Annotated in this window: 19 protein-coding genes and 2 pseudogenes; 8 read left to right on the forward strand and 13 right to left on the reverse strand. The window is 48.4% G+C overall.

The window, feature by feature from the left end:
* Positions 1 to 1250 (reverse strand): L-fucose:H+ symporter permease (gene fucP / locus ACWA6V_RS01630; protein ID WP_449520873.1); only part of this gene is annotated, 1250 nt, incomplete at its 3' end.
* Positions 1251 to 1442: 192 nt separating this feature from the next.
* On the opposite strand from fucP, the gene ACWA6V_RS01635 reads away from it, so the two are divergent.
* The 3 genes from ACWA6V_RS01635 (at position 1443) to ACWA6V_RS01645 (ending at position 4805) form a co-directional block, all read left to right on the forward strand.
* Entirely contained in the window at positions 1443 to 2594 is a 1152-nt protein-coding gene (locus ACWA6V_RS01635; protein WP_449520874.1) for an L-lactate dehydrogenase, read from the forward strand.
* Between the two features lie 15 nt (positions 2595 to 2609).
* On the forward strand, positions 2610 to 3509 hold the full coding sequence (locus ACWA6V_RS01640; RefSeq protein ID WP_449520875.1) for a LysR family transcriptional regulator: 900 nt from the start codon (positions 2610 to 2612) through the stop codon (positions 3507 to 3509).
* Positions 3510 to 3710: 201 nt separating this feature from the next.
* Positions 3711 to 4805, forward strand: coding sequence for an NADH:flavin oxidoreductase/NADH oxidase (locus tag ACWA6V_RS01645; RefSeq protein WP_449520876.1), 1095 nt, complete (start codon positions 3711 to 3713; stop codon positions 4803 to 4805).
* Positions 4806 to 4840: 35 nt separating this feature from the next.
* Here the strand turns inward: ACWA6V_RS01645 and ACWA6V_RS01650 are convergent, their stop codons facing one another.
* Positions 4841 to 5872: a formylglycine-generating enzyme family protein gene (locus tag ACWA6V_RS01650; RefSeq protein ID WP_449520877.1), complete on the reverse strand. Its 1032-nt coding sequence runs from the start codon at positions 5870 to 5872 to the stop codon at positions 4841 to 4843.
* 261 nt (positions 5873 to 6133) lie between these two features.
* Here ACWA6V_RS01650 and ACWA6V_RS01655 point away from each other — a divergent pair, with 261 nt between their 5' ends.
* The 3 genes and pseudogenes from ACWA6V_RS01655 to ACWA6V_RS01665 all read left to right on the forward strand — a co-directional run bounded on the left by ACWA6V_RS01655 (position 6134) and on the right by ACWA6V_RS01665 (position 9797).
* On the forward strand, positions 6134 to 8029 hold the full coding sequence (locus ACWA6V_RS01655; protein WP_449520878.1) for a winged helix-turn-helix domain-containing protein: 1896 nt from the start codon (positions 6134 to 6136) through the stop codon (positions 8027 to 8029).
* A 323-nt stretch (positions 8030 to 8352) separates the two neighbouring features.
* Positions 8353 to 9015: pseudogene (locus ACWA6V_RS01660) on the forward strand (outer membrane beta-barrel protein); the annotation flags it as partial.
* A gap of 134 nt (positions 9016 to 9149) precedes the next feature.
* Complete coding sequence (locus ACWA6V_RS01665) at positions 9150 to 9797, forward strand: OmpA family protein (RefSeq protein WP_449520879.1); 648 nt, start codon at positions 9150 to 9152, stop codon at positions 9795 to 9797.
* Positions 9798 to 9907: 110 nt separating this feature from the next.
* Here the strand turns inward: ACWA6V_RS01665 and ACWA6V_RS01670 are convergent, their stop codons facing one another.
* From ACWA6V_RS01670 to ACWA6V_RS01700, 7 genes are all read right to left on the reverse strand, one after another.
* A complete protein-coding gene (locus ACWA6V_RS01670; RefSeq protein WP_449520880.1) occupies positions 9908 to 11590 on the reverse strand; it encodes a methyl-accepting chemotaxis protein in 1683 nt (560 codons plus the stop codon).
* A gap of 274 nt (positions 11591 to 11864) precedes the next feature.
* Complete coding sequence (locus ACWA6V_RS01675) at positions 11865 to 12611, reverse strand: response regulator transcription factor (protein ID WP_449520881.1); 747 nt, start codon at positions 12609 to 12611, stop codon at positions 11865 to 11867.
* 295 nt (positions 12612 to 12906) lie between these two features.
* Entirely contained in the window at positions 12907 to 14589 is a 1683-nt protein-coding gene (locus ACWA6V_RS01680; protein ID WP_449520882.1) for a carbohydrate-binding protein, read from the reverse strand.
* 220 nt (positions 14590 to 14809) lie between these two features.
* Entirely contained in the window at positions 14810 to 15802 is a 993-nt protein-coding gene (locus tag ACWA6V_RS01685) for an LLM class flavin-dependent oxidoreductase (RefSeq protein ID WP_449520883.1), read from the reverse strand.
* Between the two features lie 192 nt (positions 15803 to 15994).
* Complete coding sequence (locus tag ACWA6V_RS01690; RefSeq protein ID WP_449520884.1) at positions 15995 to 16525, reverse strand: hypothetical protein; 531 nt, start codon at positions 16523 to 16525, stop codon at positions 15995 to 15997.
* A gap of 17 nt (positions 16526 to 16542) precedes the next feature.
* Positions 16543 to 17052 carry a BON domain-containing protein gene (locus ACWA6V_RS01695; protein WP_449520885.1) on the reverse strand — a complete coding sequence of 170 codons (510 nt, stop codon included), beginning with the start codon at positions 17050 to 17052 and terminating at the stop codon, positions 16543 to 16545.
* 219 nt (positions 17053 to 17271) lie between these two features.
* The gene (locus ACWA6V_RS01700; RefSeq protein ID WP_449520886.1) at positions 17272 to 17451 is read right to left on the reverse strand and encodes a DUF6435 family protein; all 180 of its coding nucleotides are present in this window, start codon (positions 17449 to 17451) and stop codon (positions 17272 to 17274) included.
* A gap of 271 nt (positions 17452 to 17722) precedes the next feature.
* Between ACWA6V_RS01700 and ACWA6V_RS01705 the strand changes: the two genes are divergently transcribed.
* Complete coding sequence (locus ACWA6V_RS01705) at positions 17723 to 18100, forward strand: BlaI/MecI/CopY family transcriptional regulator (RefSeq protein ID WP_449520887.1); 378 nt, start codon at positions 17723 to 17725, stop codon at positions 18098 to 18100.
* Complete coding sequence (locus tag ACWA6V_RS01710) at positions 18093 to 20090, forward strand: M56 family metallopeptidase (protein WP_449520888.1); 1998 nt, start codon at positions 18093 to 18095, stop codon at positions 20088 to 20090. Before ACWA6V_RS01705 ends, ACWA6V_RS01710 begins: the two co-directional genes overlap by 8 nt.
* A gap of 130 nt (positions 20091 to 20220) precedes the next feature.
* Here ACWA6V_RS01710 and ACWA6V_RS01715 read toward each other — a convergent pair whose 3' ends face one another.
* The 4 genes and pseudogenes from ACWA6V_RS01715 to ACWA6V_RS01730 all read right to left on the reverse strand — a co-directional run.
* Positions 20221 to 21126 carry an RluA family pseudouridine synthase gene (locus ACWA6V_RS01715; RefSeq protein WP_449520889.1) on the reverse strand — a complete coding sequence of 302 codons (906 nt, stop codon included), beginning with the start codon at positions 21124 to 21126 and terminating at the stop codon, positions 20221 to 20223.
* Between the two features lie 225 nt (positions 21127 to 21351).
* Positions 21352 to 21681, reverse strand: coding sequence for a CZB domain-containing protein (locus ACWA6V_RS01720; RefSeq protein WP_449520891.1), 330 nt, complete (start codon positions 21679 to 21681; stop codon positions 21352 to 21354).
* A 90-nt stretch (positions 21682 to 21771) separates the two neighbouring features.
* Positions 21772 to 22038: pseudogene (locus ACWA6V_RS01725) on the reverse strand (methyl-accepting chemotaxis protein); the annotation flags it as partial.
* 780 nt (positions 22039 to 22818) lie between these two features.
* The coding region (locus ACWA6V_RS01730) for a glycoside hydrolase family 31 protein (protein ID WP_449520890.1) at positions 22819 to 24209 on the reverse strand (1391 nt) is incomplete at its 5' end.

Here is a 24209-nt window from a genome sequence, read left to right on the forward strand (position 1 = left end):
GCCTTATCGCGGCTGCGTGCGTAAAGCGCAATTACTGCAAAACACACCAGCGGTACGCCGACGGCGGAATGGATACTGGTCAGATCCGATACCAACCCCATCACCGCCGTGAGTACGGCACCGCCGATAATCGCCATGATCACCAGCGATGAGCCTGCCTTGGCGCGCGCGCCCAGATTCTTGATGCTCAAGGCAAAAATGGTAGGGAACATTAGTGACATAAAGAAGCTGGTCGCTGCCAGTGCGAGCAGGCCAGTATGGCCGGGAACTAGCATCGCGTAAGCGCAAAGAGCGATATTGGCGAGCGCATACAGCCACATCAACCAGGCAGCGCGGAAACGCCCCATGAGCGCCGTCGCGACAAAACGGCCAACCATAAACACCACTAGTGAGCCCATTAGATAATTAGCGAGGGTTTTCTCGCCCGTGCCCGGCACCGCTTCCTGCCCATAGCGGATCAGGAAACTCCAAATACACACCTGCGCGCCCACATAAAAGAACTGTGCCGCCACGCCAAACATAAACTCGCCATTGCGTAGCAGGGTTTTGTAGTCGGCCCAACTGCCGGTTTCATCGATAGCAGGTTGCGTGGCGATACGCGGGAACTTGACCAGTAATACCACCAGCGCCCAGGCCAGCACGATCAAACCAATCACCAGGTAAGGCCCCTGCACTGCATGGGATTCAAACTGGTAAAACTGTTCCAGCTGTTCAGCACTCATCACCGCCAGCTCTTCAACCGTCGGCTCGTTGCCGGAGAGGATAAATTCGCGTCCGATCAGAATCCCTGCAATGCAACCAAAGGGATTAAACGATTGCGCAAAATTGAGCCGCCGCTCGGCGGTCGCCGGGTCGCCCATGGCAACAATCAATGGATTGGCCGAGGTCTCCAAAAATGCCAAACCACTGGCGATCACAAAGAGTGCGCCGAGAAACAGCACATATTCGCGCTGGGCAGCAGCGGGATAAAACAGAAAGGCGCCAGCCGCATAGAGCAGCAAGCCAAACACCACGGCCGCTTTGTAGCCGAAGCGTTTCATCCAGAGGGCAGCGGGAATCGAGAAGACAAAATAGCCGGTGTAAAAGGCAGATTGCACCAAGCCGGCTTTGAAATCCGACAGGGTAAATAGCTTCTTGAACTGGGTGATAAGGATATCGTTAAGGTTGTTCGCCATGCCCCATAAGAAGAACAGGCTGATGATCAGGATCAGCGGCAACAACAGGTTTACGGATTTACCGTTATTGTTCATCAAGGCTCCACATTGTCATTATTAGGATGGAGAGTGCCCGTTATTGATCGAGCTTATAGTGGCATTTTAGTTACTCTAGCAACACATCATTTCTACGCAACACAGATCGCATATAAAAAATGGTTTATAAGTAAAAGATGCTAACATAGAGTCAATGAAACTATAACATTTTTTTACACTAGGTTAATCGCCATGATCCTCGCCAATATTGACGACTATCGCAGCCTCGCCCGCAAACGTTTACCGCACTTTTTATTTGAATACATCGACGGTGGCGCCTTTAGCGAAACCACCCTGCGCAACAACCAATCCGACCTGCAACAGATTGCCCTGCGCCAGCGGGTATTGCGCGATGTATCCAGCATATCGACTGAAACTACACTGTTCGGCCAGACCTTTTCGCTGCCACTCGGTCTATCGCCCGTTGGCATCGCTGGCTTAAATGCGCGGCGTGGTGAAGTCCAAGCGGCGCAGGCGGCGGAAGAGGCCAGTATCCCCTTTTGCTTATCGACCGTATCGGCCTGCTCGATTGATGAGGTGCGCGCAGGTGTTAACAACCCCATCTGGTTCCAGTTGTACATGATCCGCGACCGCGGCTTTTTGCGCGAAATGCTCGCACGCGCCAAAGCCGCCGGAACCAACACCCTTCTATTTACCGTCGATATGCCCGTGCCAGCCACCCGCTACCGCGATATGCGCTCGGGTTTATCGGGCGGCAGCCTGTTGCAGCGCAAACTCACCCGCGTCGGCCAAGTGCTTACCAAACCACACTGGGCCTGGGATGTCGGACTGCTCGGTCGCCCCCATTCACTGGGCAATATTGCACCTATCCTCGGCGAAAACGCTGGCATCGATGAATTCTGGAGTTGGCTGGGCGCTAACTTTGACCCCAAAGTGACCTGGGCCGATATCGACCGCATCCGCGCCGAGTGGGACGGCCACTTCATCATCAAAGGCATTCTCGACGCCGACGACGCCAAACAAGCTGCCACTATCGGCTGCGATGGTTTGATCGTGTCCAACCATGGCGGCCGCCAATTGGACGGGGCACTTTCCTCAATAAAAGCCCTGCCGCGCATCGCCGATGCCGTAAGCGACGACCTCAGCCTGATACTCGATTCCGGCGTGCGCTCGGGTCTGGATATTGTCCGCGCCATGGCGCTGGGCGCCAAAATGGTGATGATCGGCCGCCCCTGGGTTTACGCATTGGCAGCACGACAAAAACGCGGAGTCAAAGAAGTGATCGATATTTTTGCCAAAGAGATGCGCGTGGCGATGGCGTTATCGGGCTGTACACGCGTGGAAGATATAAGTGCTAGCATGCTGGAAAATGACCAAGCATAAACAGAGCGTGGCGGCATGCGCGACATAAAAAATATCGATCTCAATTTATTGAAAGCACTGGATGCCCTCTTGGATGAACGCAGCGTAACCCGCGCGGCAGAAAGGCTCTCTCTCACTCAACCGGCGATGAGTGGCATGCTGACCCGCCTGCGTGAAAGCTTTAACGATCCACTGTTTGTGCGCTCACAACGGGGCATTGTGCCGACCGAGCGCGCGCTGGAATTGGCAGCGCCCGTCAAACAAGTACTGGCAGAAATCGCTGTACTGCTAACACCCACCGAGTTTGATCCGCTCACTGCCAGCATGACCCTATCCATCGCCGCGACCGACTATGCCTTACAAGCAGTCGCCGTACCTTTTGTGTTGGAATTGAAAAAGCGCGCCCCGAATATCCGCGTAGCACTCTTGCCAATTGAAAACGAAAGTTTGCATTCGCAACTGGAACGCGGCGATCTGCAATTAGTGTTGTTAAGCCCGGCGAATAGTCCGCCCGATTTACATGCGCGCCGTTTGTTCGACGAAGAATATGTGTGTGTGATGCGCAAGGAACATCCCGCTGCAAAAGCCCCTTTATCGCTCGATGAATTCTGCCGTCTTGAACACGCACTGTTCTCTTACAACGGCGGTTGCTTCAGCGGTGCAACCGACGAAGCCTTGGCAAAAATCGGGCGCGAACGACAAGTGATGCTCTCGGTAAAATCCTTTTTGGTGATGACCAATATCGTCCGTGCCAGCGATTTGATTTCTGTCGTTCCCAAACGTTTAGTTGAACACCTGGATGGACTGGCAATGCAAGAAACACCACTTCCCGTTGAAGGTTTTGCACTAGTTGCGGCATGGCATGAGCGAACCCACAAAGACCCGGCACAGCGCTGGATTCGCGACCTGTTATTTGAATTATTTATTACTGACTAACCCGCCACTTTTTATCTCCCATCAGTCAGCTTTCAATCACTTATTAATCACTCATCATTGATCACCAACTCCAGATATAAAATTTCATGATGGCAATCATAAGAAAATAGAAATTTTTATATACCTGAAGAGCGGTTACTCTGCACTCACGAATTTGATTCGACGAACATTTGCAGCAACGCCTGCTTTTTGGAGACACACATGTCTGAATTATTTACCCGCTTTAAATTGAAGAGTGTTGAATTGCGCAACCGCATCGCCGTGCCGCCAATGTGCCAATACATGGCGACCGACGGCTTAAGTAACGACTGGCATCTTGCGCACTACAGCAGCATTGCGCGCGGTGGTGCAGGTTTGGTGATTGTTGAAGCAACGGCGGTATCGCCTGAAGGCCGCATCTCTCCCGGCTGCCTCGGTCTGTGGAGTGATGAACACGCCCAAGGTCTTGCACAAATCGCCAGCGCCATTAAAAAAGCCGGCGCTGTTCCCGGAATCCAGATTGCACACGCCGGACGCAAAGCCAGCGCCAATCGCCCCTGGGAAGGCGACGACCACATTCCCGCAAATGATCCGCGCAGCTGGGAAACCATTTCTCCATCAGCGGTCGCCTTCGGTGGCGATCTGGATAAAACACCGCGCGAGATGAGCATCGTCGATATCAAACGCGTGTGCGCGGATTTCGCTGCAGCGGCAAAACGCGCCCGTGACGCTGGTTTTGAATGGCTGGAATTGCATTTTGCGCACGGCTATTTAGCGCAAAGTTTTTTCTCAACCCACGCCAATAAACGCACCGACGAATACGGCGGCAGCGTTGAAAACCGCAGCCGCTTTTTATTGGAAACACTCGCCGCCGTGCGCGCTGAATGGCCAGAAAATTTACCGCTGACCGCACGCTTCGGTGTAATTGAATATGATGGCCGCGATGAAGAAACGCTCGCAGAATCCATCGAACTCACCAAACAATTGCGCAAGAATGGTTTGGATATGTTGAGCGTGAGCGTCGGTTTCTCCACACCCGATGCCAACATCCCCTGGGCACCCGCATTCCTCGCACCTATCGCCGAAAAAGTTCGCAACACGGCTGACCTGCCAGTGTCATCTGCTTGGGGGTTCAGCACACCACAATTAGCGGAACAAGCCATTGCCAATAAACAATTGGATTTAGTCATGATTGGCCGTCCGCATTTGGCGAATCCGCATTGGCCGTATTTTGCGGCAAAAGAATTGGGGGTAGAAAAATCGGCGTGGGTATTGCCTGCTCCTTATGCTCACTGGCTTGAGCGTTACCGGACGTAACAAGTGCAGCGCCAGATGTGTATCTGGCGCATCTATTAACGCACCGCTTTCTGTGCTTTTGTTAAAGCTTTTTGAAATTGACGATTACGTTCACGCTGCTCCGGCGGCGTGTTTTCGCAGCTGGATTTAGTGGGCTGATCCTCGGCGATACGAAAACCTTCCAGCGCGCCGATAAAATCCACACTCCACGGCGTGCGTTTGGTCATCGCAAAGGGTTCCCAGTGCCAGGAGCCTCCGCGGATCATGCGCTTGCTGCAATCGCCGGTGTTACGCGCCCTCGCATCAGTCGCCTCACCGGGATAGGTCTCATTGGCACAATCCTGGGTAAATTCATTAATGTTGCCAATCATGTCGTGGAGACCAAACGCATTCGGTTGGTAGATACCCACCACACTGGCGTAACCGGTTTTATCATTGCAGGCCAGCACACCTACATGGTCTTTGGATTCCAAACCATCGTAGTCGCGCTTGATCGCTGCCTCAGCCGCTTGGTCGGCGGTATTGGCAAAACTGCAGGCTTGGGTTGCCTCGTCACCCCAAAAATAATCGGTTGTGGTTCCGGCTCGCGCCGCATACTCCCACTCCACTTCACTCGGCAGGCGATAATGTTTGCCCGTCTCTTTGCTCAACCACACCACATATGCCTGCGCCGCCGCCCAGCCAATACAAGTCACTGGCTCAAACTCGCTCGATGAATGTTTATTTTTTGCCCAGCTGCCGGGGCGCTCGGCAAACCATTTTTTACTGTCCATTTGCCTGCAACTGGTAGCCAGTGGGTAATTGGTGGCGGCCACAAACTGCCCGAATTCTTTCACCGTCACTTCATATTTAGCTAAACGAAAAGGTTTGATGTCCAGGGTCGCCACCTCGGTACCGGTAGTCACTACCGTGCCATCTTTTTTGGTCGTGGTGTTGGGGTGGAGGGTGAGTTGCCCGGCGGGGATATTCACCATCACCGGTTCGATGGGCGCAGCATCGGCCAATACCGATGCCGCATGGGTAACAACCAATAGCAGTGACAAATGGCTGAGCCGCTTGAGGCGCGCAGCTGTGAGGGGAAAAAACATAATCGCTTCCTTATTAACATGATGAATTAAACAGCAGCACAAATACCCATAGGCGTGGTTGTGCTTACCCCGGCCGACCAAGCGGCACTGCTGGCGATTTGAGCAAGGAGGGGAAGACAAAATCCTATTAAATTGCTGATTTTGTCGCTTTATAGAAAAACTATAGATTTTTAGCGGGCGATAACGGCCGGCGCCCGCCGCGCCCTGTGCCTAAAGCGGTGTAAAATTCCCCGCTTCTACCAAGACGATGTTGTGCCCTGCATGGACTATTACTTTTCTGACTTTCACTTTAATAGCCTGAGCTTGTTGCTCAGCAAAAATGGGCAGCCACTCGCTATTCGTAACAACGAGGCCAAGTTGCTCGCATTTTTTTTAGCCGCCCCCGAACAGGTATTTAGCAAAGACGCCATATTGGAAAATGTGTGGGCAGGCAAAGTCGTATCGGAACAGGCGGTGTTTCAAGCGATTAGCAACCTGCGCAATGTGTTTGGTGAAGACGCGCTAAAAACCTTTCCCAAAAAAGGCTACCAATGGCAACTCGCTTTAACACAGGCGCCAGCGCACGCAAATCCGCAACGGGATGATCAAATTACTGCAATCGCTAACGCTGGAATCGTCGCCAACAAAAACCCGCGGTCTTACAAAGGTTTGCTCTGGTCATGTGCCGCATTGGTAATGGTGGGATTGACGCTATTGTTCAAACACATCGCTGTTGCTCCGAAAAGTGTAGCGAGTGCGCCAGCCCATATTGTGGTGCAGCCATTTATGCTCGATGCACATCATTCCGGCGCGCTGGATATTGCCCAGCAAGTACAAACGGCGGTAATTGCGCAGCTAACTACAACACCATCGCTAGTTGCACATTTGCCACCGTCAACTCACTCACCGCATCAGGTTGCGGCCGAGCCTGCGCATTTTTTAAATTTGTACAATCAAACCATCACCGCCAATTTATTGCTCAGCGGGCGCGTGCGGCAGGTAGATGGCCAACTCGTCTTGTCGTTTGTGTTGCAAGGGCGCCAACGCCAATGGCAGGGATATTTGATGGCACAAACGCCTACTGAATTAGCCAACAAGGTTGCCGACCTGCTCAGCAAAACGGCGCCGCTAACCGTGTTGTGGGAAAGTAATGATTTACGCTTGATCGATGCGCAGTTGCAATTGCTCTGCAGCGAACACCCGGACGATCTGCCCATGCTGTATCGCCTTATCGACAACGCACTCTATCTGGGTGATGTCGATACCGCCCGTTTGCGCGCCGTCGAGCTTGAACAAAAAGCCAATAGCGCGCGGAACATTCCCTATCAAGCATTGGCATTGCGCGCGCAAGCCTTCGCGAGTTTGGATCAGATAGATGCCGGGCAATACCTCGCACTGCTGGATAAGTCAGTCGCGTTAGCGGCAGAGTTTAATGACCCGCTCCTGCACAGCAGGGTGCTGGAGCACTACACCTATATTTATTACCGCCAGAAAAATTTTGATGCAATTGAGCAAAAATTATTGGCCGCGTTGACCTTGGCAGAAACCGCAACAGCGCCCGAGCAGCAAGCGCAAATATTGCGGCTGCTGTCCATTTTTAGTTACAAACTACACCGTGCCGATAAACGCGATCTATACCTCTCACGCGCGCAGGCAATTTTGGATGAGCACCAATTTCCCAGTGAAAGCTATGCACTACTGGAGGATATTGCAGGCATGTTCACCGACGACAAAACGCAGAAAGAACACTTTTTCTGGCAAGCGCTCAAACGTTTTACTCCCGAGCAAGATGCCTGGATAAAAGAGCGTGCACAGGAACATCTGGTTAATCTCTATATCGACCAACAGCGCTGGCCGGACGCCTTTGCCGTGTTCGCCACAGAAACCACACTATCGGGCGCCGAGCTTTTTTACATCGCAAAAATTCATTTCAATCAGAAAAATTATGCCTTGGCGCAAACTCAAGCCGAAGCGGCATTTAAGCAAGGCAACATGAGCGGTGAATATGCTGCAACGCTAGAGGCCGCGCTCTTGCTCGCGCAACTGCATCAACAATTTGAACAGCCTTATCGGCAAAAAACCTACGTGGAATACATCAATAAAAATGCCCTACCCGCTTGGAAAAAAAGCAAGCAATTGGCATTGAGCGAACTAGTCATTGATGAAATAACTTACTAACAACGCTGACAGCCCAGCTCATTTCTGGCCACCTGTGCAAACCACTTAAACACCTGGCCTGAACATCGCGAACACAATCAACCGCGCGCACTAATCTGTGTGCCTGTTGTGAAGATGAAAACGCATTATGTTTGTCACCGCACCGAACCATCACTTATTCCACCGCAATACTAGCCTCCGAGAGCTTCTCCCGACTTGATCGGGAGGAGGATGATTTCCTACTGCATCAACTTTGCAGAACACTCCTGGAGCAAGGCATGAAACCAGAACTCTTCGCCTTTGAGGCATCAGCAGTAACGGTACGCCCAACAATACATACATCGATGCGCTACAAATATCTTGCATACGTGATTGGCTTATCGGCTGCTTTCACCAGCCCATTTGCGTTTTCCCAAACTGATAAAACCGCACAGGGTGGATTTGATTTCCGCGCTGAACCTCGCCATTGGTATATCGGTGGAAACTATGGTCGTACATTAGAGAGTATTAATGACGGAAAAATTGCCAACAGCATTATTGGCGGCGGTTTAACTGATTTAGAAGATGAAGATTCTGATCGTGGCTACAAATTTTTTGTGGGTTATCAATTTAATGACCACATCGCACTTGAAGCCGGTTACGCCGACCTTGGTGATTTCGGCCTAAAGGTTGCCCGCGCACCTGATACAGGCACAATGACCGGCGCTACCAGTTACAAAGGTTATAACCTTGACCTGGTGGGAACATGGCCACTGACCCAGCGCTTATCAGCGTTTGGTCGCGTAGGTGCATTTCGTTACGAGACAGAAGAAAACTTTGTCGGCACCGAAAGCTTGGCGGCATCGCTTTCCCGTGATGATAAAGACACCGGCTACAAATTTGGTGCGGGTCTGGAATATTCCTTCACCGAGCGTTTATCAGCAAGACTAGAAGCAGAGCGTTATCGCATTGAAGATATGCTCGGTGACCATGGCAGCGTGAATTTATATTCAGTGGGTTTGGTGTACCGCTTTGGCGATCGCGCCGCACCGCACCGCCACCAAAAGAAGACCCAATTGTTGCGCAGCAAGATTATTGCAGCAAGCTGGAGATCCAGTTTGAAATTAATCGTGCAGATATTACACGTGCAGAAACCGAGCGCTTGCATGCTGCCGGTGCCTTCCTCAAAAAATATCCTGACACCAAAGCAGTTATTGAGGGCCACACCGATAACGTCGGCAACGATCAGTTCAATATGCAACTCTCACAGCGCCGCGCTGACAGCGTGCTTCAATATCTGGTCGGTCAACAAATTGATGCATCGCGTATCTCTACTGTTGCACGCGGTGAGGCAGAGCCGGCATCCACCAATGACACAGAGGCAGGTAAGCGCGATAACCGCCGCATTAATACCACTATCGATTGTGTAAAAGATGTAGCCGGTCTATCGCTACCGGAAGCCAGAATTACAATCGCCGCGTTGGTCGAATTCGATGCGAACAGTGTCGAAGTGAAAGACGACTACCATGCGGATTTGGAGAAAGCGGCGAATTACCTGCGCGACAATCCTAACGTAACTGCTCATGTTGAGGGTCATGCAGCTGACTTGGCATCGATGGACAAAGCGCAAGAGATATCCGAACGCCGCGCTGCGAACGTGGTGAATTATCTAGTAGAGAAATTCAATATTGATCGCACGCGATTAACAGCGGAAGGTTTTGGTAAAACACGCCGTGTTGCTTACAACACTCCCGAAGAAGGCAAGCAGCAAAATCGCCGCGTGAATATAGTGTTGAATTATCCAAAGTAAGTTACACAACTTTTGTGACTAAAAAAGCCCACTCCTATGTAACCGAGTGGGCTTTTTTATTAGCATATCTATTACAAAAAAGAGACCGATTATTTTTTCATACAACTATTTCAGACGCTCACCATTCTGGTTCGTGAAAATGTTTCGAATGCCTTTTTTTCTTTCGGCTGCCCATCCAGCTTGAAAAAGTTAACACGTTGATGGAGGTGCTGAGAAACTGCAGCCAATGTTTGAGCATAATTTTCGACCTGTCCAATTGCACTGACGGCAACGTCGGTAACGTTGTTAATGCTGACTACGCTTCTATTGATATCTTCCGCCACCATACTTTGCTCTTCAGCTGCTGTCGCAATTTGTAAATTCATTCCGTTAATTTGCGAAACAGATTGCTTTATATCGGCCAGAATTTGTTGCGTACGCTTTACATATCCTACCGTCTCTGCCGCTTCACCTCGGCTAGTTTCCATTACATTAACTGCATTGCTAATACCATTTTGTATTTTGCTAATCATCGCTTGAATTTCTTGAGTAGAGCTATGCGTGCGGCTTGCCAGCGTTCGCACTTCATCAGCTACCACTGCGAACCCTCGACCTTGCTCTCCGGCACGTGCCGCTTCAATTGCTGCATTTAACGCAAGTAAGTTGGTTTGTTCAGCAATGCTGCGAATGACCTCCAACACTTTACCTATTTCACTACTGTCCATCGCTAGTTGGGTAATAACACCTGACGTTTGTTCAACTTCATTGGATAAATCCAAAACCGCTTGAATAGAGCGAAGCACGGCGGCTTCACCAACCGTCGTTTGTTCATCTGCTGCGCGTGTCGCAGTTGATGCATTTTGTGCATTCAATGCCACCTCCGCTACTGTCGCCGTCATTTCATTCATAGCCGCTGCAACTTGCTGTGTCTGCTGCTGTTGGATATCCAATTCCTCGGCGGTGCGGCGACTACTTTCGGCTAGTTCGTGCGAAGCTTCCTCAAGCTCTGTAGACGCGCGTCTGATTTCGTATACTGTTTCCTGAAGCTTCTTACTCATGTCCAACACTGCATGCATAATGCTATTTGCCGGTGGTTGATGGGCGAGGTTTACTACAAGCCATCCATCAGCAACTTTCTGCACGGTCAAGGCAACCTCATCAGGCTCCCCACCAATACGACGCACTAACTGAGTGGCAATCGTAGCGCCCAAGCCAATACTGGCAACAATGCTTATTAGCGTGAGTGATATGGTTACCAGCTTTGCGGTGCTCAACGATTTCTCGGATCGCTGATATTCTTCATCAACAATAGTCAACTGCAAATCGATTAGTTTTGTCACACCTTCGCTAATAGGATCTATGACGGAATAAAGGCTCCCATCAAACTCATCAAACTGACCTGCCGCCGCTCCTTGCAGACTCGCTATTTTTGCGAGCACACGGTCGATTTCAATATTGCCAGCAGGCAACAAGCGATCAACTGATTCCATGAGGAATGTTTCTTCGCGCGTTAAATAGGTTTTTTTATAACCACTCCACAGTTTTTCCACATCTATTTTGGCTTGCATTAACGATTTACTAGCGCTATCAGGATGCATTAATCCTGCATTGAGTTTGTTCACTGTATCGATCACTGCAACTGCATAAGCATCGGCGACTAATTTTAAGTCTCGCAGCGGAATAACACGATCTTTATAAATGGTGGTGATGCTGGCGTGTTCCGCATCGAGTACCGAAATGGAACGATAGCCGAGAAACATCAAAAATATACAGGGCAATAAAGCAATCAATGCAAGCTTGTGAAAGGTTTTCATTGTGAATCATTCCTGTATTAATAATTAACAGCGATGCAAACTTTACAGTTATGTGAGTTATTAAATTCTTCTTCCAGATAGAATAAAAGATTGGGCAGTATCTGCGTCGAGTTACTCATTCACGAAGATACGCTCAAGAATTTAATGATCTTAGGTGCTCTCAGTTGAGAGTGTAGAGGGAAGAGTTTTGTATACAATGGAGCACGAAAGAAAAATCACCTTCGCGCAATACAATTGGATACATTGTCAGAAAAAATCAGATCAATTGTCAGAATTAGCGCGCGCCGCCACGATGGCAGGCGTAACCCAAGCCGTAGTGACTGACAATTGACACAGGGTTATCAGGAAGAGTTTCTAACTTGAGGCGGAGGCGGCTTATTAACAGATCCAACGCTCGGCCCTGCTGACCGGGTTCAGCTTCACCCCAAATGGCTTCGCTCAACGCCTCGCGGCTTACCACTTGCCCTTCATGGCGCAGCAGAAATTCAAGCGTTCGATATTGAGAGGGTGAAAGGCGGCAACGGCCACCATTGCGAATGATTATCTCCAACGACGAGGGAACCAACGTAACCTCAAGCCCGGGGCTCAACGCATTGAGGTCGTTACCCCGACGGCGCATCACCGCTCTTATCCGGGCAAGCAACACACTTTTATTAACCGGTTTAGTGACAAAATCGTCAGCCCCCAAATGCAAGGCCTGTGCAATATCGTCTGCCCGCCCGAAGTTGGTAACAAAGATAATCGCTGGGCAAGCAGGTTCATTGACCAACTGCTTGGTCAGTTGAATACCACTAATCCCCGGTAACTGCCAATCGACCAATAACAGGGATATTTCTCGCGCTTGCCAATCGGAAGCCAAAAAAGCCTCACTGGACTCGAAACAATGACATTCATAACCGTAGGGCGCGAGCCATAAGCTGACCAGTTGTGCGACAGATTTATCATCTTCAATGATGGCGACAGAGAGCAAGTGAGTAGTCCTTAAGGCGAGCAATGCAAGAAATAAATCTAGCTGAAGCATAGCGCTAAACGGTAAAAATGCCATTCGACCGGCATCTACCACAGATACGCCGGTCTAGAGCCTGTAGGGATTTCGTTTGGGCAGGAAGACAACAGAAACAATACGTCGGCCGCGCATGCGCATTTGGCCGAGGCAACAATCAAGCAGAAACACAACTTTCAATGAAAAAACTCCCGGCTAGTAAAAACCGGGAGTAATAAAAGCGTCTGATAATTTGTAGGTGTCAACTCAAGCAACTGTAAGGTCAACTTTGTATGGATACAGACATAAACTGTGGTCTTAAAAAAACATCGCCTTACAAAAACTTCACCTCACAGAAAATCGGATAGTGATCCGATGGTGGCGTAGTGCCTTCGCGGTAGGTAATCAGATTACAACCCGACAGGGTAAATTTGCTGGCAAAAATATAATCCAGTTGCACGTTAGGCGTTGGATTCCAACCATTAAACGTGTTACCGGTAAATAGGCTGATGAGTTGTGTTTGGTTCATCAGCGTATTGATCGGACCACTGCCAGGTGCCGCATTTAAATCACCCAGTAAAATAGTGGGTAATGCCCAATTTTGATTCAGGCTCGCAATTCGGTCGCGAATAATATTTGCCGAACCCTGTTGCGAATTTCCATCTACGCCCCAGTGATTATTAAAGAATATAAACTCGCGGCTATCCGCTTTTCTGCGCAGTTTTATCCACTCACTGGTGCGTCTGCCCCACACATCGGCGACTAATTCGATATAGCCACTTTGCAATTCTTCAAAAGCATCATTGCGATAAATAATTTGTCGCAGCGGCGATGAAGACCAGCTACTCCCCAAGCTGCCACGAATGTAATCGTGCTGCTCGCTCGTGGCTTCCTGGAATCCGATCACCTGCGGTAATTGGGTTTTAATGGCGGTCACCAGTTCGGCTTTGCGGTTATCCCAAAAGCGTTCGCCCACATCACCAGCGGGTGTAGTGCGCACGTTATAGGTCATTACTTTTAGGGTTCCCGCGCTGCTGAAACTACTGCTTGAACTGCTGCTGGAATTATCGTTAGGGCCGAGGTATTCAAAATCCACGTAATTCAAATTGAAATTGCCGGTTTCAAAATAGGCTTCCAATTCATGCGCGCCCGAATCGAGCGATGCTTCAATACTTACGTTCTGCCAGGTTTGCCAATTACCAGTGTTGGGTACATTAATGCGGCCTCCAAGGTCGCGGCCATCGAGTTTTAATTTGAAAAAGGTACCACTGTTGGGCGATGCAACGCGTGCAGTAATTTTGTAACGGCCCTTGGTGCTGACGTTCACGCTGTAACGCAGATATTCACCCGTGTCGATCCAGCCAACGTTATAGCCACCACCAGAATCGTTGCTGAGTTCAATATCTACGTTATCGCTACGCAACTGGCCGCCGGTATTGCCCGCTGTGGTGTCCAGAAAACTGCTGTAGCGCTCCGCTTCCACGCGCCCAGGAATAGCCTGGCCGCAATCCGTTTGCTGACAAGAGACCACATCGACCCAATTCAAATTCCAACCGCCAGTCGTGGCGTAAACGCCAAGGCTATAAGTACCCGCATTCAGCTTTACCACTTTTGAAAAGGTTTTCCAGTTCTGCCAACCGCCGGTGCTGGTGATGGCCAAGGGCCCAAGGGGGATGGAACCACCATTTAAATCCAATGACAGGGTGCCGCCATTTTCACTGGCCACTCGCGCGCTGATTAAATAATCGCCCGTGCTTGGCACCACCAGATTACTAAAACTGAGCCATTCCGTTGGCTCAATCCAGCCCACATTAAAACCGCCACCGGTATCGTTGGTCGCTTGAATATCCACATTGCCGGTGCGATATACATTGCCGATATTGCCCGCGGTGGTGTCAAACGCAGCGGTGAAATCTTCCGCCTGATAACGCGCTGCTGAGCACAAGGGTGGAAATGCCAGCCCGCCTAAAAGCGTAAAGGGGAGTAAGAATGCAGCGTGTTTGAAGTAAGGTCGCATGGGCGTTCTCCTATTATTAGTATGGGGAAGCAGCGCTGCTGAAATGCAGCGCGCAGTGAAGGAAGAACGAGCCTAGCTGCGATGCAGAATGATTTGCTAGCCAGTTTGTGCCGCGCGGCAAAGTGGCTGGTTGCACAGACTGTTTCAGGTGCGATAAAAAGTGGCACACCTGAACTATGAGACTGATTTTATTGGTATTTAATTGTGACAGAATGTCTTATTAACGCAGATGCTCTTTAATGCGCGCGAGCATGGATAGCGTTTGAATACGTAAATCGCGGTCATATACATCAATCGTAAACATAAACTCATCAATGGCGAGTTCATCGCGCAACTGCTGTAAGCCATCCAAAATTTGAAGTTCATCACCAATTTGGGCGAGCGCTAAAAAATCTTCTACCGAATTTTTTTCATTAGCAGACCAATCTATTTGCGCGATATCAACCGGTGGTCGCAGCCACAGTGGTTCACCGCGAAACAAAGCAACTATCCGCTGAAAGCCTGTGGATGAATTAAACATCGCTTGCTCATTGGTCTCGCCCCAAATAACGGGCAAGCCCAACATAAAATAGGGTTTATCCAAATATGCTGATGGGCGAAATTCTGCGCGATACCGTTTAAGTGCAGCACGCATATGGGCGGGCGCAAAATGTCCAGCGAATGAATAAGGCAACCCTAATTGTGCCGCGAGTCCGGCGCTGTAAAGGCTGGAACCTAAAATCCAAATGGGCACCTGAGTACCTTCACCGGGCACAGCGCGCAATCGCTGTTGCGGCGAACTCGGCTGCAATAATTGTTGGATCACCTGCACTTCCTGCGCAAAATTTTCTGCTGCAGAATCATCGCGCTTTAAGGCACGGCTGGTAACCGGGTCAGTGCCGGGCGCGCGGCCCAACCCCAAGTCGATGCGGTCGCCATAAAGCGATGCAAGCGTGCCAAATTGTTCGGCCACAATCAGCGGCGAATGGTTGGGTAACATGATCCCGCCCGAACCCACCCGCAGCCGCTGGGTATTCCCCGCAATATGCCCAATCAACACCGCCGTCGCGGAACTGGCAATGCCCTGCATATTGTGATGCTCCGCCAACCAAAACCGCTTAAACCCCAAGGCATCCGCTGCCTGGGCATAAGCCACGGCATGCGTAAAGCTGTCGCAGGGAGTTTCATTGATGCGCACAGAGGCGAGTTCAAGCAGCGAGAATTCAACAGACATAACACAACCTCATCCGATGGATAGGGGTGTATTTTACGGGTAAAAAACAGTGGGATGGGTTTGTGTGACTAAAGATTATTAATTCTTTACGAATGACGTGTATAAATATTTCCAAGTCAGGCAGTTAATAAAAAAAACGCGATGATAATCGCGCTTTTTTTATTACGCTAATTCGCATGTCTGGTTTTTTAACTAAGCCGCTTTATGCGGCGCACTAGCTTCAGACGTGGAATGAATATCTTCAGCACCGGCACGCTTGTAAATCTCTTTCACAGCGACAACCTGGTCAGAATTTTCGGTGTGAACCGAGATCAGGGAATTACCGCCTTGAATTTTGCCATCGTACAATTTGGCTTCGTATTCAGGTATGCCCATGCCGATTAAACCACCGATCATCCCACCCGTTGCGCCACCAACAGCCGCCCCTCCGAGCGCTGCCATTATGGGGCCTGCAGCAATAAACGGACCTACACCAGGGATGGCCAAGCTACCAATACCAGCCAACCAACCCAGAGCTGCACCTGCCCCCATTCCTGCAATACCACCTGTCGTCGCACCTTCAGGCATTTTGGTATTTTGTTCATGAGAGAAATCGCGCGTACCTGATTTATCGGCGAAAAGCACGGAGATTTGTGTGTTAGGAAAACCAGCATTCTTTAAACCATGGACGATGGTCTCAGCTTGTTCGCGAGTTTGAGCAATACAATAAACAGCATTTTTCATAATAAATCTCCAAAAGTTTAGTTAGTGTCGATATCTAATCGGTTATCAATACTCACAACTCCCGCGACTTTGCGCGCGAGTCCCTCAACCCGGGTTTTTTCACTTGTATTCTTTACTGGACCGCGCAATGTAACTGCGCCATTCGCCACCATAATTTTTACATTGTGAGCGGCGGTCGAAAGATTGTCGTCATCTACGATTGCACTGCGCACAGCCGCGAGCACTTTAAGGTCTGACTCGGAGTTCGACTGATCTTGTGGTGTCAGCGTGTCACCACTTTTGTCGCGGGTGTTCAGATCAGTATTGTCAGCATTTGTTGTCACCGCCCCTTTCATAGCTGACGATGACGAATTATGAGTAATGCTATCTGCCGCTATTGCTGTTGCGCCGCTAAGCGCAACAACAAGTCCAAATAGTTTTATTGATGTTCGCATCATTTCTCTCCAGTAGTTAATGAGCGGTCGCCAATTCGCAACCTGCTGCGTGCAGTCTAAGCCGATCAAATTCATTTGATTGTTGGGCAGCACACATTGAAGCTAATTTTTTTAATGTGTTTCGCACGCATTAGAACTGGATTATTGATGGAAGAAAGAAAATACATGGTTTTAAAAGGCGGTCGAAACTGTCCAAGCATTGCGATACAACTTGGACGGCTGGATGCGAGATCTGAGGATGTTTGCGCTTGTACTCTCGGACGAAAAGCTGCTCGAATGTGAGACCTGGTGGTGCCATTTACATCAAGTGAATTAGTCCTCTGTTGTTTTCCCCAGCGCCTCAATCTCCCTCAAAAGATCCTCCGCCTCACTCGTCAGCATCGAATATGAACGGATATCGCCATTGCGCTGTGCGTGCATGGCCTCTTCCAATTTTTGCAGATATTGTTTATTCAGTTCTTTAAGTGGGTCTTTTTTGAAGAAGGAGAACATAGTGATTATCCATTTATACATTAGTGAACTGATACGGGCGCCAATTGGCTTTGGATTATTCGCTATTTATTAGTGCAAGCACGCTCCTCCGCTGAAAGAGCATTCCTCCGGAGGCATCGCAATTTAACGGCTGTGGTCCTACGATGCCCGATTAACCCGTTGATTAACAAGATAAAAAATTAAAGAAGTAACTTTTTAATTGAGGATGGCTTGCGTCTACGATATTCATCGTACATAATTCCTACGGAATCAATCGTAGATGGAGTACTGCATGACGACCCCCACACAAGCCGAGCTGGAAATACTGAACCTCTTGTGGCATCACAAAGAAGCCAGTGTTCAGCTCATTAACGACGAGCTTAATAAACTCCGCCCTATTGGTTACACAACTACCCTTAAAACTATGCAGCTAATGGCGCAGAAAGGCTGGCTGGATCGCCGCCTGGATGGCAAGAGTCACATTTACTGTGCATTACTTCAGGAGGATGAAATTAAAGAGAATCTGCTTAGTCGATTTATCGAATCGACGTTTATGGGATCACGCAGCCAATTGTTGATGCGGTTACTCGGGAAGGAAAAAGTGAGCAATGAAGAAATCAGTGAAATTAAAGAATATTTAAATAAATTGGAGAGCAAAGGAAATGAATGAACTATTCAATCAAATCGCCAATGACGTTATATTTGCTTCAGCTTGGACACTAATACATTCAGTTTGGCAATTCGCCATTATTGCATTCTGCTATCTATGTTTTAGTCGATTTACTACACGCTCTGCCCTGCGTTACCAATTTGCACTCGGGTTATTTTCCCTGTGTGCATTAGTAAGTGCAGCCACCTTCTTTCATTACTACACGAGCGTTTCTGATGCGCATCAATTACTTGCCACCACATCCGGAATGTTAGCTCAACAGCAACCACAAGATACATTAGACAGCGCCATTGATTTTTTTAATGGCAACCTTCATCTGATTATATATGTGTGGCTGGGCGGATTTTTCTTTCATCTCTGCCGAACAACACTAGATTACATTCAGTGCAAAAAATTAGTTCAGTTTCACTCACAGAGTCTAGATGAAAAGTGGATCGCGAAATTTTCGAAATTGGAACAACTCATTGGTACAAGCACCAAAGTAGTTTATAAAACCTCCACACTGGTCAGTTCACCTTGCGTTATCGGTGTTTTTAAACCAGTAATTTTAGTACCTCCATCTGTGTTATTAAATCTTTCGCCTGCCTATATAGAAGCAATCCTTCTACATGAGCTTGCACATATCAAACGGAATGATTACTTAGTTAATCTTTTACAATGCATGGTTAATGGTATTTTCTTTTTCAACCCATTCCTTCGCTATCTGTCAAATAAAATTGACCAGGAACGCGAAAACGCTTGTGATGACCTGGCCGTTTCTCACTGTACCAGCCCACTTACATACGCGACCAGTCTTGGCAAGCTTACTGAGTTAGGGTTAGCCAATCAATTGGCGCTCGCCGCAAACGCCAATAAATATTCAGTACTCAACAGAGTTAAACGATTGTTGGGGGATTTCCCAACTGAAAAAACAACATTTCAATTTTTTAGTTCCGCTCTCATCGGCGCTTTTGGATTGGTTATGGCTGCTAATATTCAAGCACTGCCCAGTCCAACGGCCAATATCAATAATCTGAAGCAAGAACTTGAAATGGTAAAAGCCCCAGAGCCAGTTTCAATACCTGAGCCAGCCAAACCTACAGTATCCGCTACAACAAAAGAGCTAACACCGACACAAAAGCCAGCTGCAATTTCAGCGCCTGCGCCTGAAATACAACCTGTGCAAAAGCCGACACCAGTAGCTCCCACACTATCCAAGACCGACTTCGCGACCAAAGCAGCCACTGCGTATGTAAAACAGCCATTAACCGCTAAAAAAAATGAGATCACTGCAGATATAGATGCAGAACAATCCATACCTAAAGCTGATGAAGCCTACATCAGTACAGCAGACAGGAATCCAGGCAACAATGAAACCCGCTCCAACAAAAAAGAAACATTTATCAATTGGGAAAAATCGGGGTTCGTAAAATTTTTCGTCAATCAAACCGTGGATTTTTCAAAGTACAATCAAATAATTGTATTTCCCACCACCTTTGACCGGCTAAAAATTGCTGAAAAAGCCAAGAAAAATGCTGCCGAATCGTGGATGAAATCGTCATTTAAACAAATGGACGAGTACTGTAATTATTTTGACCATGCGGCCAAGTATAAATTTAAAAAATCCAGTGCGTTTAAATTAACAAATAAAGGCGGCGACAATGTGCTGGCGATGGAAATTCGAATGATGGAAATCCTACCCATCTCTGCATCCAAAAAAGAGCCGAATGTCGGAGTTTTAAAATTGCAAGCCGTGTTGGTAGACTCAAAAAATGGAGAGCTCGTCGCTGTCATTGAAGACATAGTGCCGGTGAATGGAAACTATGTTACTAGTCACATTTCATATGGAGGGGGTTCAGGCGCCGCAATGCTCCCAGGAGAAACATCACCCTTTGCTGTTGCTAATGGCAGTTCAGGCGGATATGCCGCACGTGGCTGGGTTGGTGCATCACTTGGCTTTACCAATAAACTGCATGAAAAAATGAAAAAACTAAAACGCATGTCGCTCTGAATAGAATCTTTTCTAGAAGACACCAGAAGCCCCACTCAAAAAAGTGGGGTTTTGTTTTTAGACAAAGGTATTACCACGCAAATTTTGCGTGATAGCCAATACCGAAAACACGCAGAGTTGGTTCAATCTTCTATTTACGCGATGCAGCCTTAACCGGCTTTTTATCCACCGCTTTCAATTTAGTTTGATTCATCAACGCAAAAAAATCCGCAGGTGCAGGTGTTTCAAACACTAATTCTTTGCCGGTTTTTGGATGAATTATCGTTAAGCTCAGCGCATGCAAACCCATGCGATCACCCTTAGTGCCGTAGCGTTCATCACCTACCACGGGATAACCCAACCATGATAGATGCGCGCGGATTTGGTGCTGACGTCCGGTGTCTATTTGTACCTGCAACAGTGTTCGCATATTGTTTGTGCGCTCTGTTTTGAAATGGGTGATAGCGGGTTTCGCATCGGGATGCGCGCCAACGTGAACGCGATACTCCACGTCATCCAAACGCAGAGGCTGATCAATTGTTCCCTGTGCTGGGTTTGGGCAGCCTTCCACAATCGCTAAATAGGTCTTCTCGGCTTGATCCCATTTATTCATAACGGCTTCACGCATTTCACGCGATGTGGCAAACAGTAAAACGCCCGATGTATCGCGATCAATCCGGTTTACCGGCCACAATTTTATGGGTTGAGTGCGGCGCGATAATTGATTGCGCAAAATTGCCAGCGCATGTTGCTGCGTTTCTTTCGCATTGCCTACCGATAACAAACCTGCCGGTTTATTAATGGCAATGATATCGCGATCAGAATATAAAATTTCCAGTTGTGATGGTGAGCTACTGGCAGCCTTGGCCGTTGCTCCCACTTCCACCAGATCACCTTCGCTAAGCGCATAATCATGCTGCGTGATAGCTATGCCATTGACGCTGACACAACCAGTTTGCAAACGCTGTTTAATTTTACTGCGCGCCCAACCTTGCAGTTGCGCACTAAGAAACACCATGAGGCTGGAGGCCTCTTTAACCTGCAATCTTTCTGACATAGTTTTTGGTTCGGATATAAACGCCTTTGGCAATGGCCGCACAATACCATCAAAGATAGAGTCCGAGCGTTTTGCAATTTCAAATTTTTCATATAAAACGCAACAATAGAGCACTGCTTGCTACGCACTTGTCAGCAAAAAGCAAAAAGCAAAAAGCAAAAAGCCCGATTATTTTACAATGATCGGGCCTTTTATCTTCACTAGGATTCAAAACCACTTATTTATCTAACGAGCATCCAACTCCAACAATAATTTATCCACAAAACCGACGACCTGTTCGCTTGCCGTTTCCATTGTCATTAATGCCGCCGACATTGCGCTGTAATCGCCAGACGCACCTGCAGCCAAAGCCACTCGCCCCGACTCATGAACTTCCTGATGTGGACGATCAAGTTGCCGGAAACTTGAAAGATGCTGATATTGCGCGGCGCCATCGCCGTTGAAATACCAATTGCCCAGCCGACACTGGGTATGCGTTGTTACTGATTCATCAAAACGTTTTTCTTGAATACGTTTATAGATATCATTTTTCCACACCGAGTGATCCAATTTCACTGTAGTTAAAAAAGAGATTGAAGTATGGTGCTTGACTATCTGTTGTAAGTGCTTTGACTGTGTAATAAGTGTTCCAACTGCTCCATTAATTTGCAGCGATGAGGAGGAAATATCGGTGGCACTCGCCTGCGTTTCGGCCAATGATTTGCTTATATCGGTAACCTGCCGAACAATATGTGATACTAATTTTTCAATGCTTTCGCTGGCCTCGCCCGCTCGTTTTGCCAACTGACGAACCTCGTCTGCAACCACCGCAAAACCTCGACCTGCCTCTCCTGCTCGCGCCGCTTCTATCGCTGCGTTTAAGGCTAATAAATTCGTCTGATCAGAAATGGAATGAATACTGGTGACAAGCTGGCTGATTTGGACAGCAGATTGTTCAAGGTTCGCTGCGCTATCACTACTTTCCACTGCACTTTTCATAATGTGTACAGCGCGAGAATCCAATTGCTCAATCGCCTCCTGCGATTGAAGGAACGTCTCCTCCATCTGTACCAGCGACTTGCCTTCAGATACTAAATTATTGGCACTTGTCGCAAGCCCCTCGCGGATGGTGTGTAGTAATTGCCCGCCGCGTAGCTGGGTTTGCGCAATGCCGGTACATTGATAATTAATACTGGCAATCGATGCAAGCTCGGCTTGCTGATGTTGGACAGTTAACTGCAGCTCACTGATTGTACTCTGGTGTTGTTGCCGCTCTTGCTCCAATTGATTCTGTAAATTGTTGATTTGTTGCTGATAATTTTTAAAAAACATTAATACACCCGAAATTTAAGTAGGCGTGCAATGACAATAGGTCGGCGAAGGGGCTATTTAGGGGTGGCCGCGCCAGGCTCATGAGTCAAGACGATGATTATCACATCCTGCGGTTTTGGACGTCCTGCTTACGTTTGAGCTTAGATCAGATTCTCCTCTTGGCAAGCTGAACCGCCGCAGCGATAGCCACTCACAACCGGGAATAGGCAACGAAAAATGAGATGCACCTTACTTGGACTTAACTGAAATACACCTTGGATGGCCTAGGCTTATGAGACAAAAAGCCCGGCCGTTTTAAAGCGACCGGGCTTTCTATTTTTTATGGATACCCGCATTCGCGGGTATGACGAGAAGTCCATTTCCCTGGGACTTCCTAATAAATTACTTAGCCAATTTCACCGCTACCGATTTACCCGAGTAAGTAATTGTCTCTTGTACTCCAGCGTCGAAATTTGCAGCATCTTTATTGACGCCACTGATAAAGCGAACATTGATTTTGCGTTCATTAGCCATACCAGTGAAACCACCAACGCGGTCACCGATGGTGACAGTGCCCGTTGCATCGTCATAGCTAACCGGAATACGTGCCCACTCACCTGCTTCGTATTTAGTCGAACGGCCATCGTCTTCGTAGATTTCGAAGTTGCTGTTTGCGCCGGTGTAAACATTCAGCGTTAAAGGCGTATTCAAACCTTCATCTACATGTTGAATGGCTGCGCCGGTTGGAACGATTGAACCGGCTTTAACAAACAATGGCATTTGCGTGAAAGGTGCGTCGGCTTTAATAGTTTGACCGCCGGTTAATTTCTCACCGGTGTAGAAGTTAAACCAATCTGTACCTGCAGGCAAATACACATCGCGGCTGCGCGCTTTGTTTTCATATACAGGGTTAACCAGAAATGCCGGGCCAAACATGTATTGTGTATTGATATTCCAACCCGCTTTATCGTTCGGGAAATCCATCACCAGCGGACGCATAATGGTGCCGTTTTTGTGATAGGTATCGCCCGCTAATGTATAAATGTAAGGCATCAAGCGATAGCGTAATTTGATGTAGGATTCGAGTGTGTTGTACACCTCTGTGCCTTCATCCGCGAGACTGAAAATTTCGCGGTAGGGATATTGGCCGTGCGAGCGGAACAGCGGTACGAAGGCGCCGAACTGGAACCAACGCACGTTCAGCTCTTGCCAGTCAGCAACCAATTCCGGTCTTAGGTCCTGCACCTTCAGTGCTTCACCACCATTTTTATTACCCCAACGATATTTATCTTCCGGTGTAAATCCACCGATATCAAAACTCCAGTTAGGCATACCAGCAATACCGGTGCTAACACCTGCGGCAATTTGGTCTTTCAAATTATTCCAATCCGATGAAGTGTCGCCACTCCAAATGGCTGCGCCGGTACGTTGAATTCCACCAAAGCCGGAACGGGTCAAAATAAATGAACGCTTCTCCGGGCTGGTTGCACGCTCGCCGTTATACACTGCCGATGCATTGGGAATTGCGTAAGAGTTGAAATTCTCTGCGCCCGATGCAATGCCACCTTCGCGGCTCATTAACTCTTTGCGTTTGGTGAATGACAAATTCGAGTGGATATCCGGCTCGGCCGCATCCAACCACCAGGCATCGAAACCCTTGGATTTAATTTTTTCGTTAATTTGCTTCCAGAAAATTTCCTGCGCTTCTTTGGGATAGGGATCGTAGAACGCATTCAAATAACCTTTACCAATCCAGTCGAGGTTATTTTCTTCAATGTTCTTATTGAACATAT

This window comes from Cellvibrio sp., from assembly GCF_053579595.1.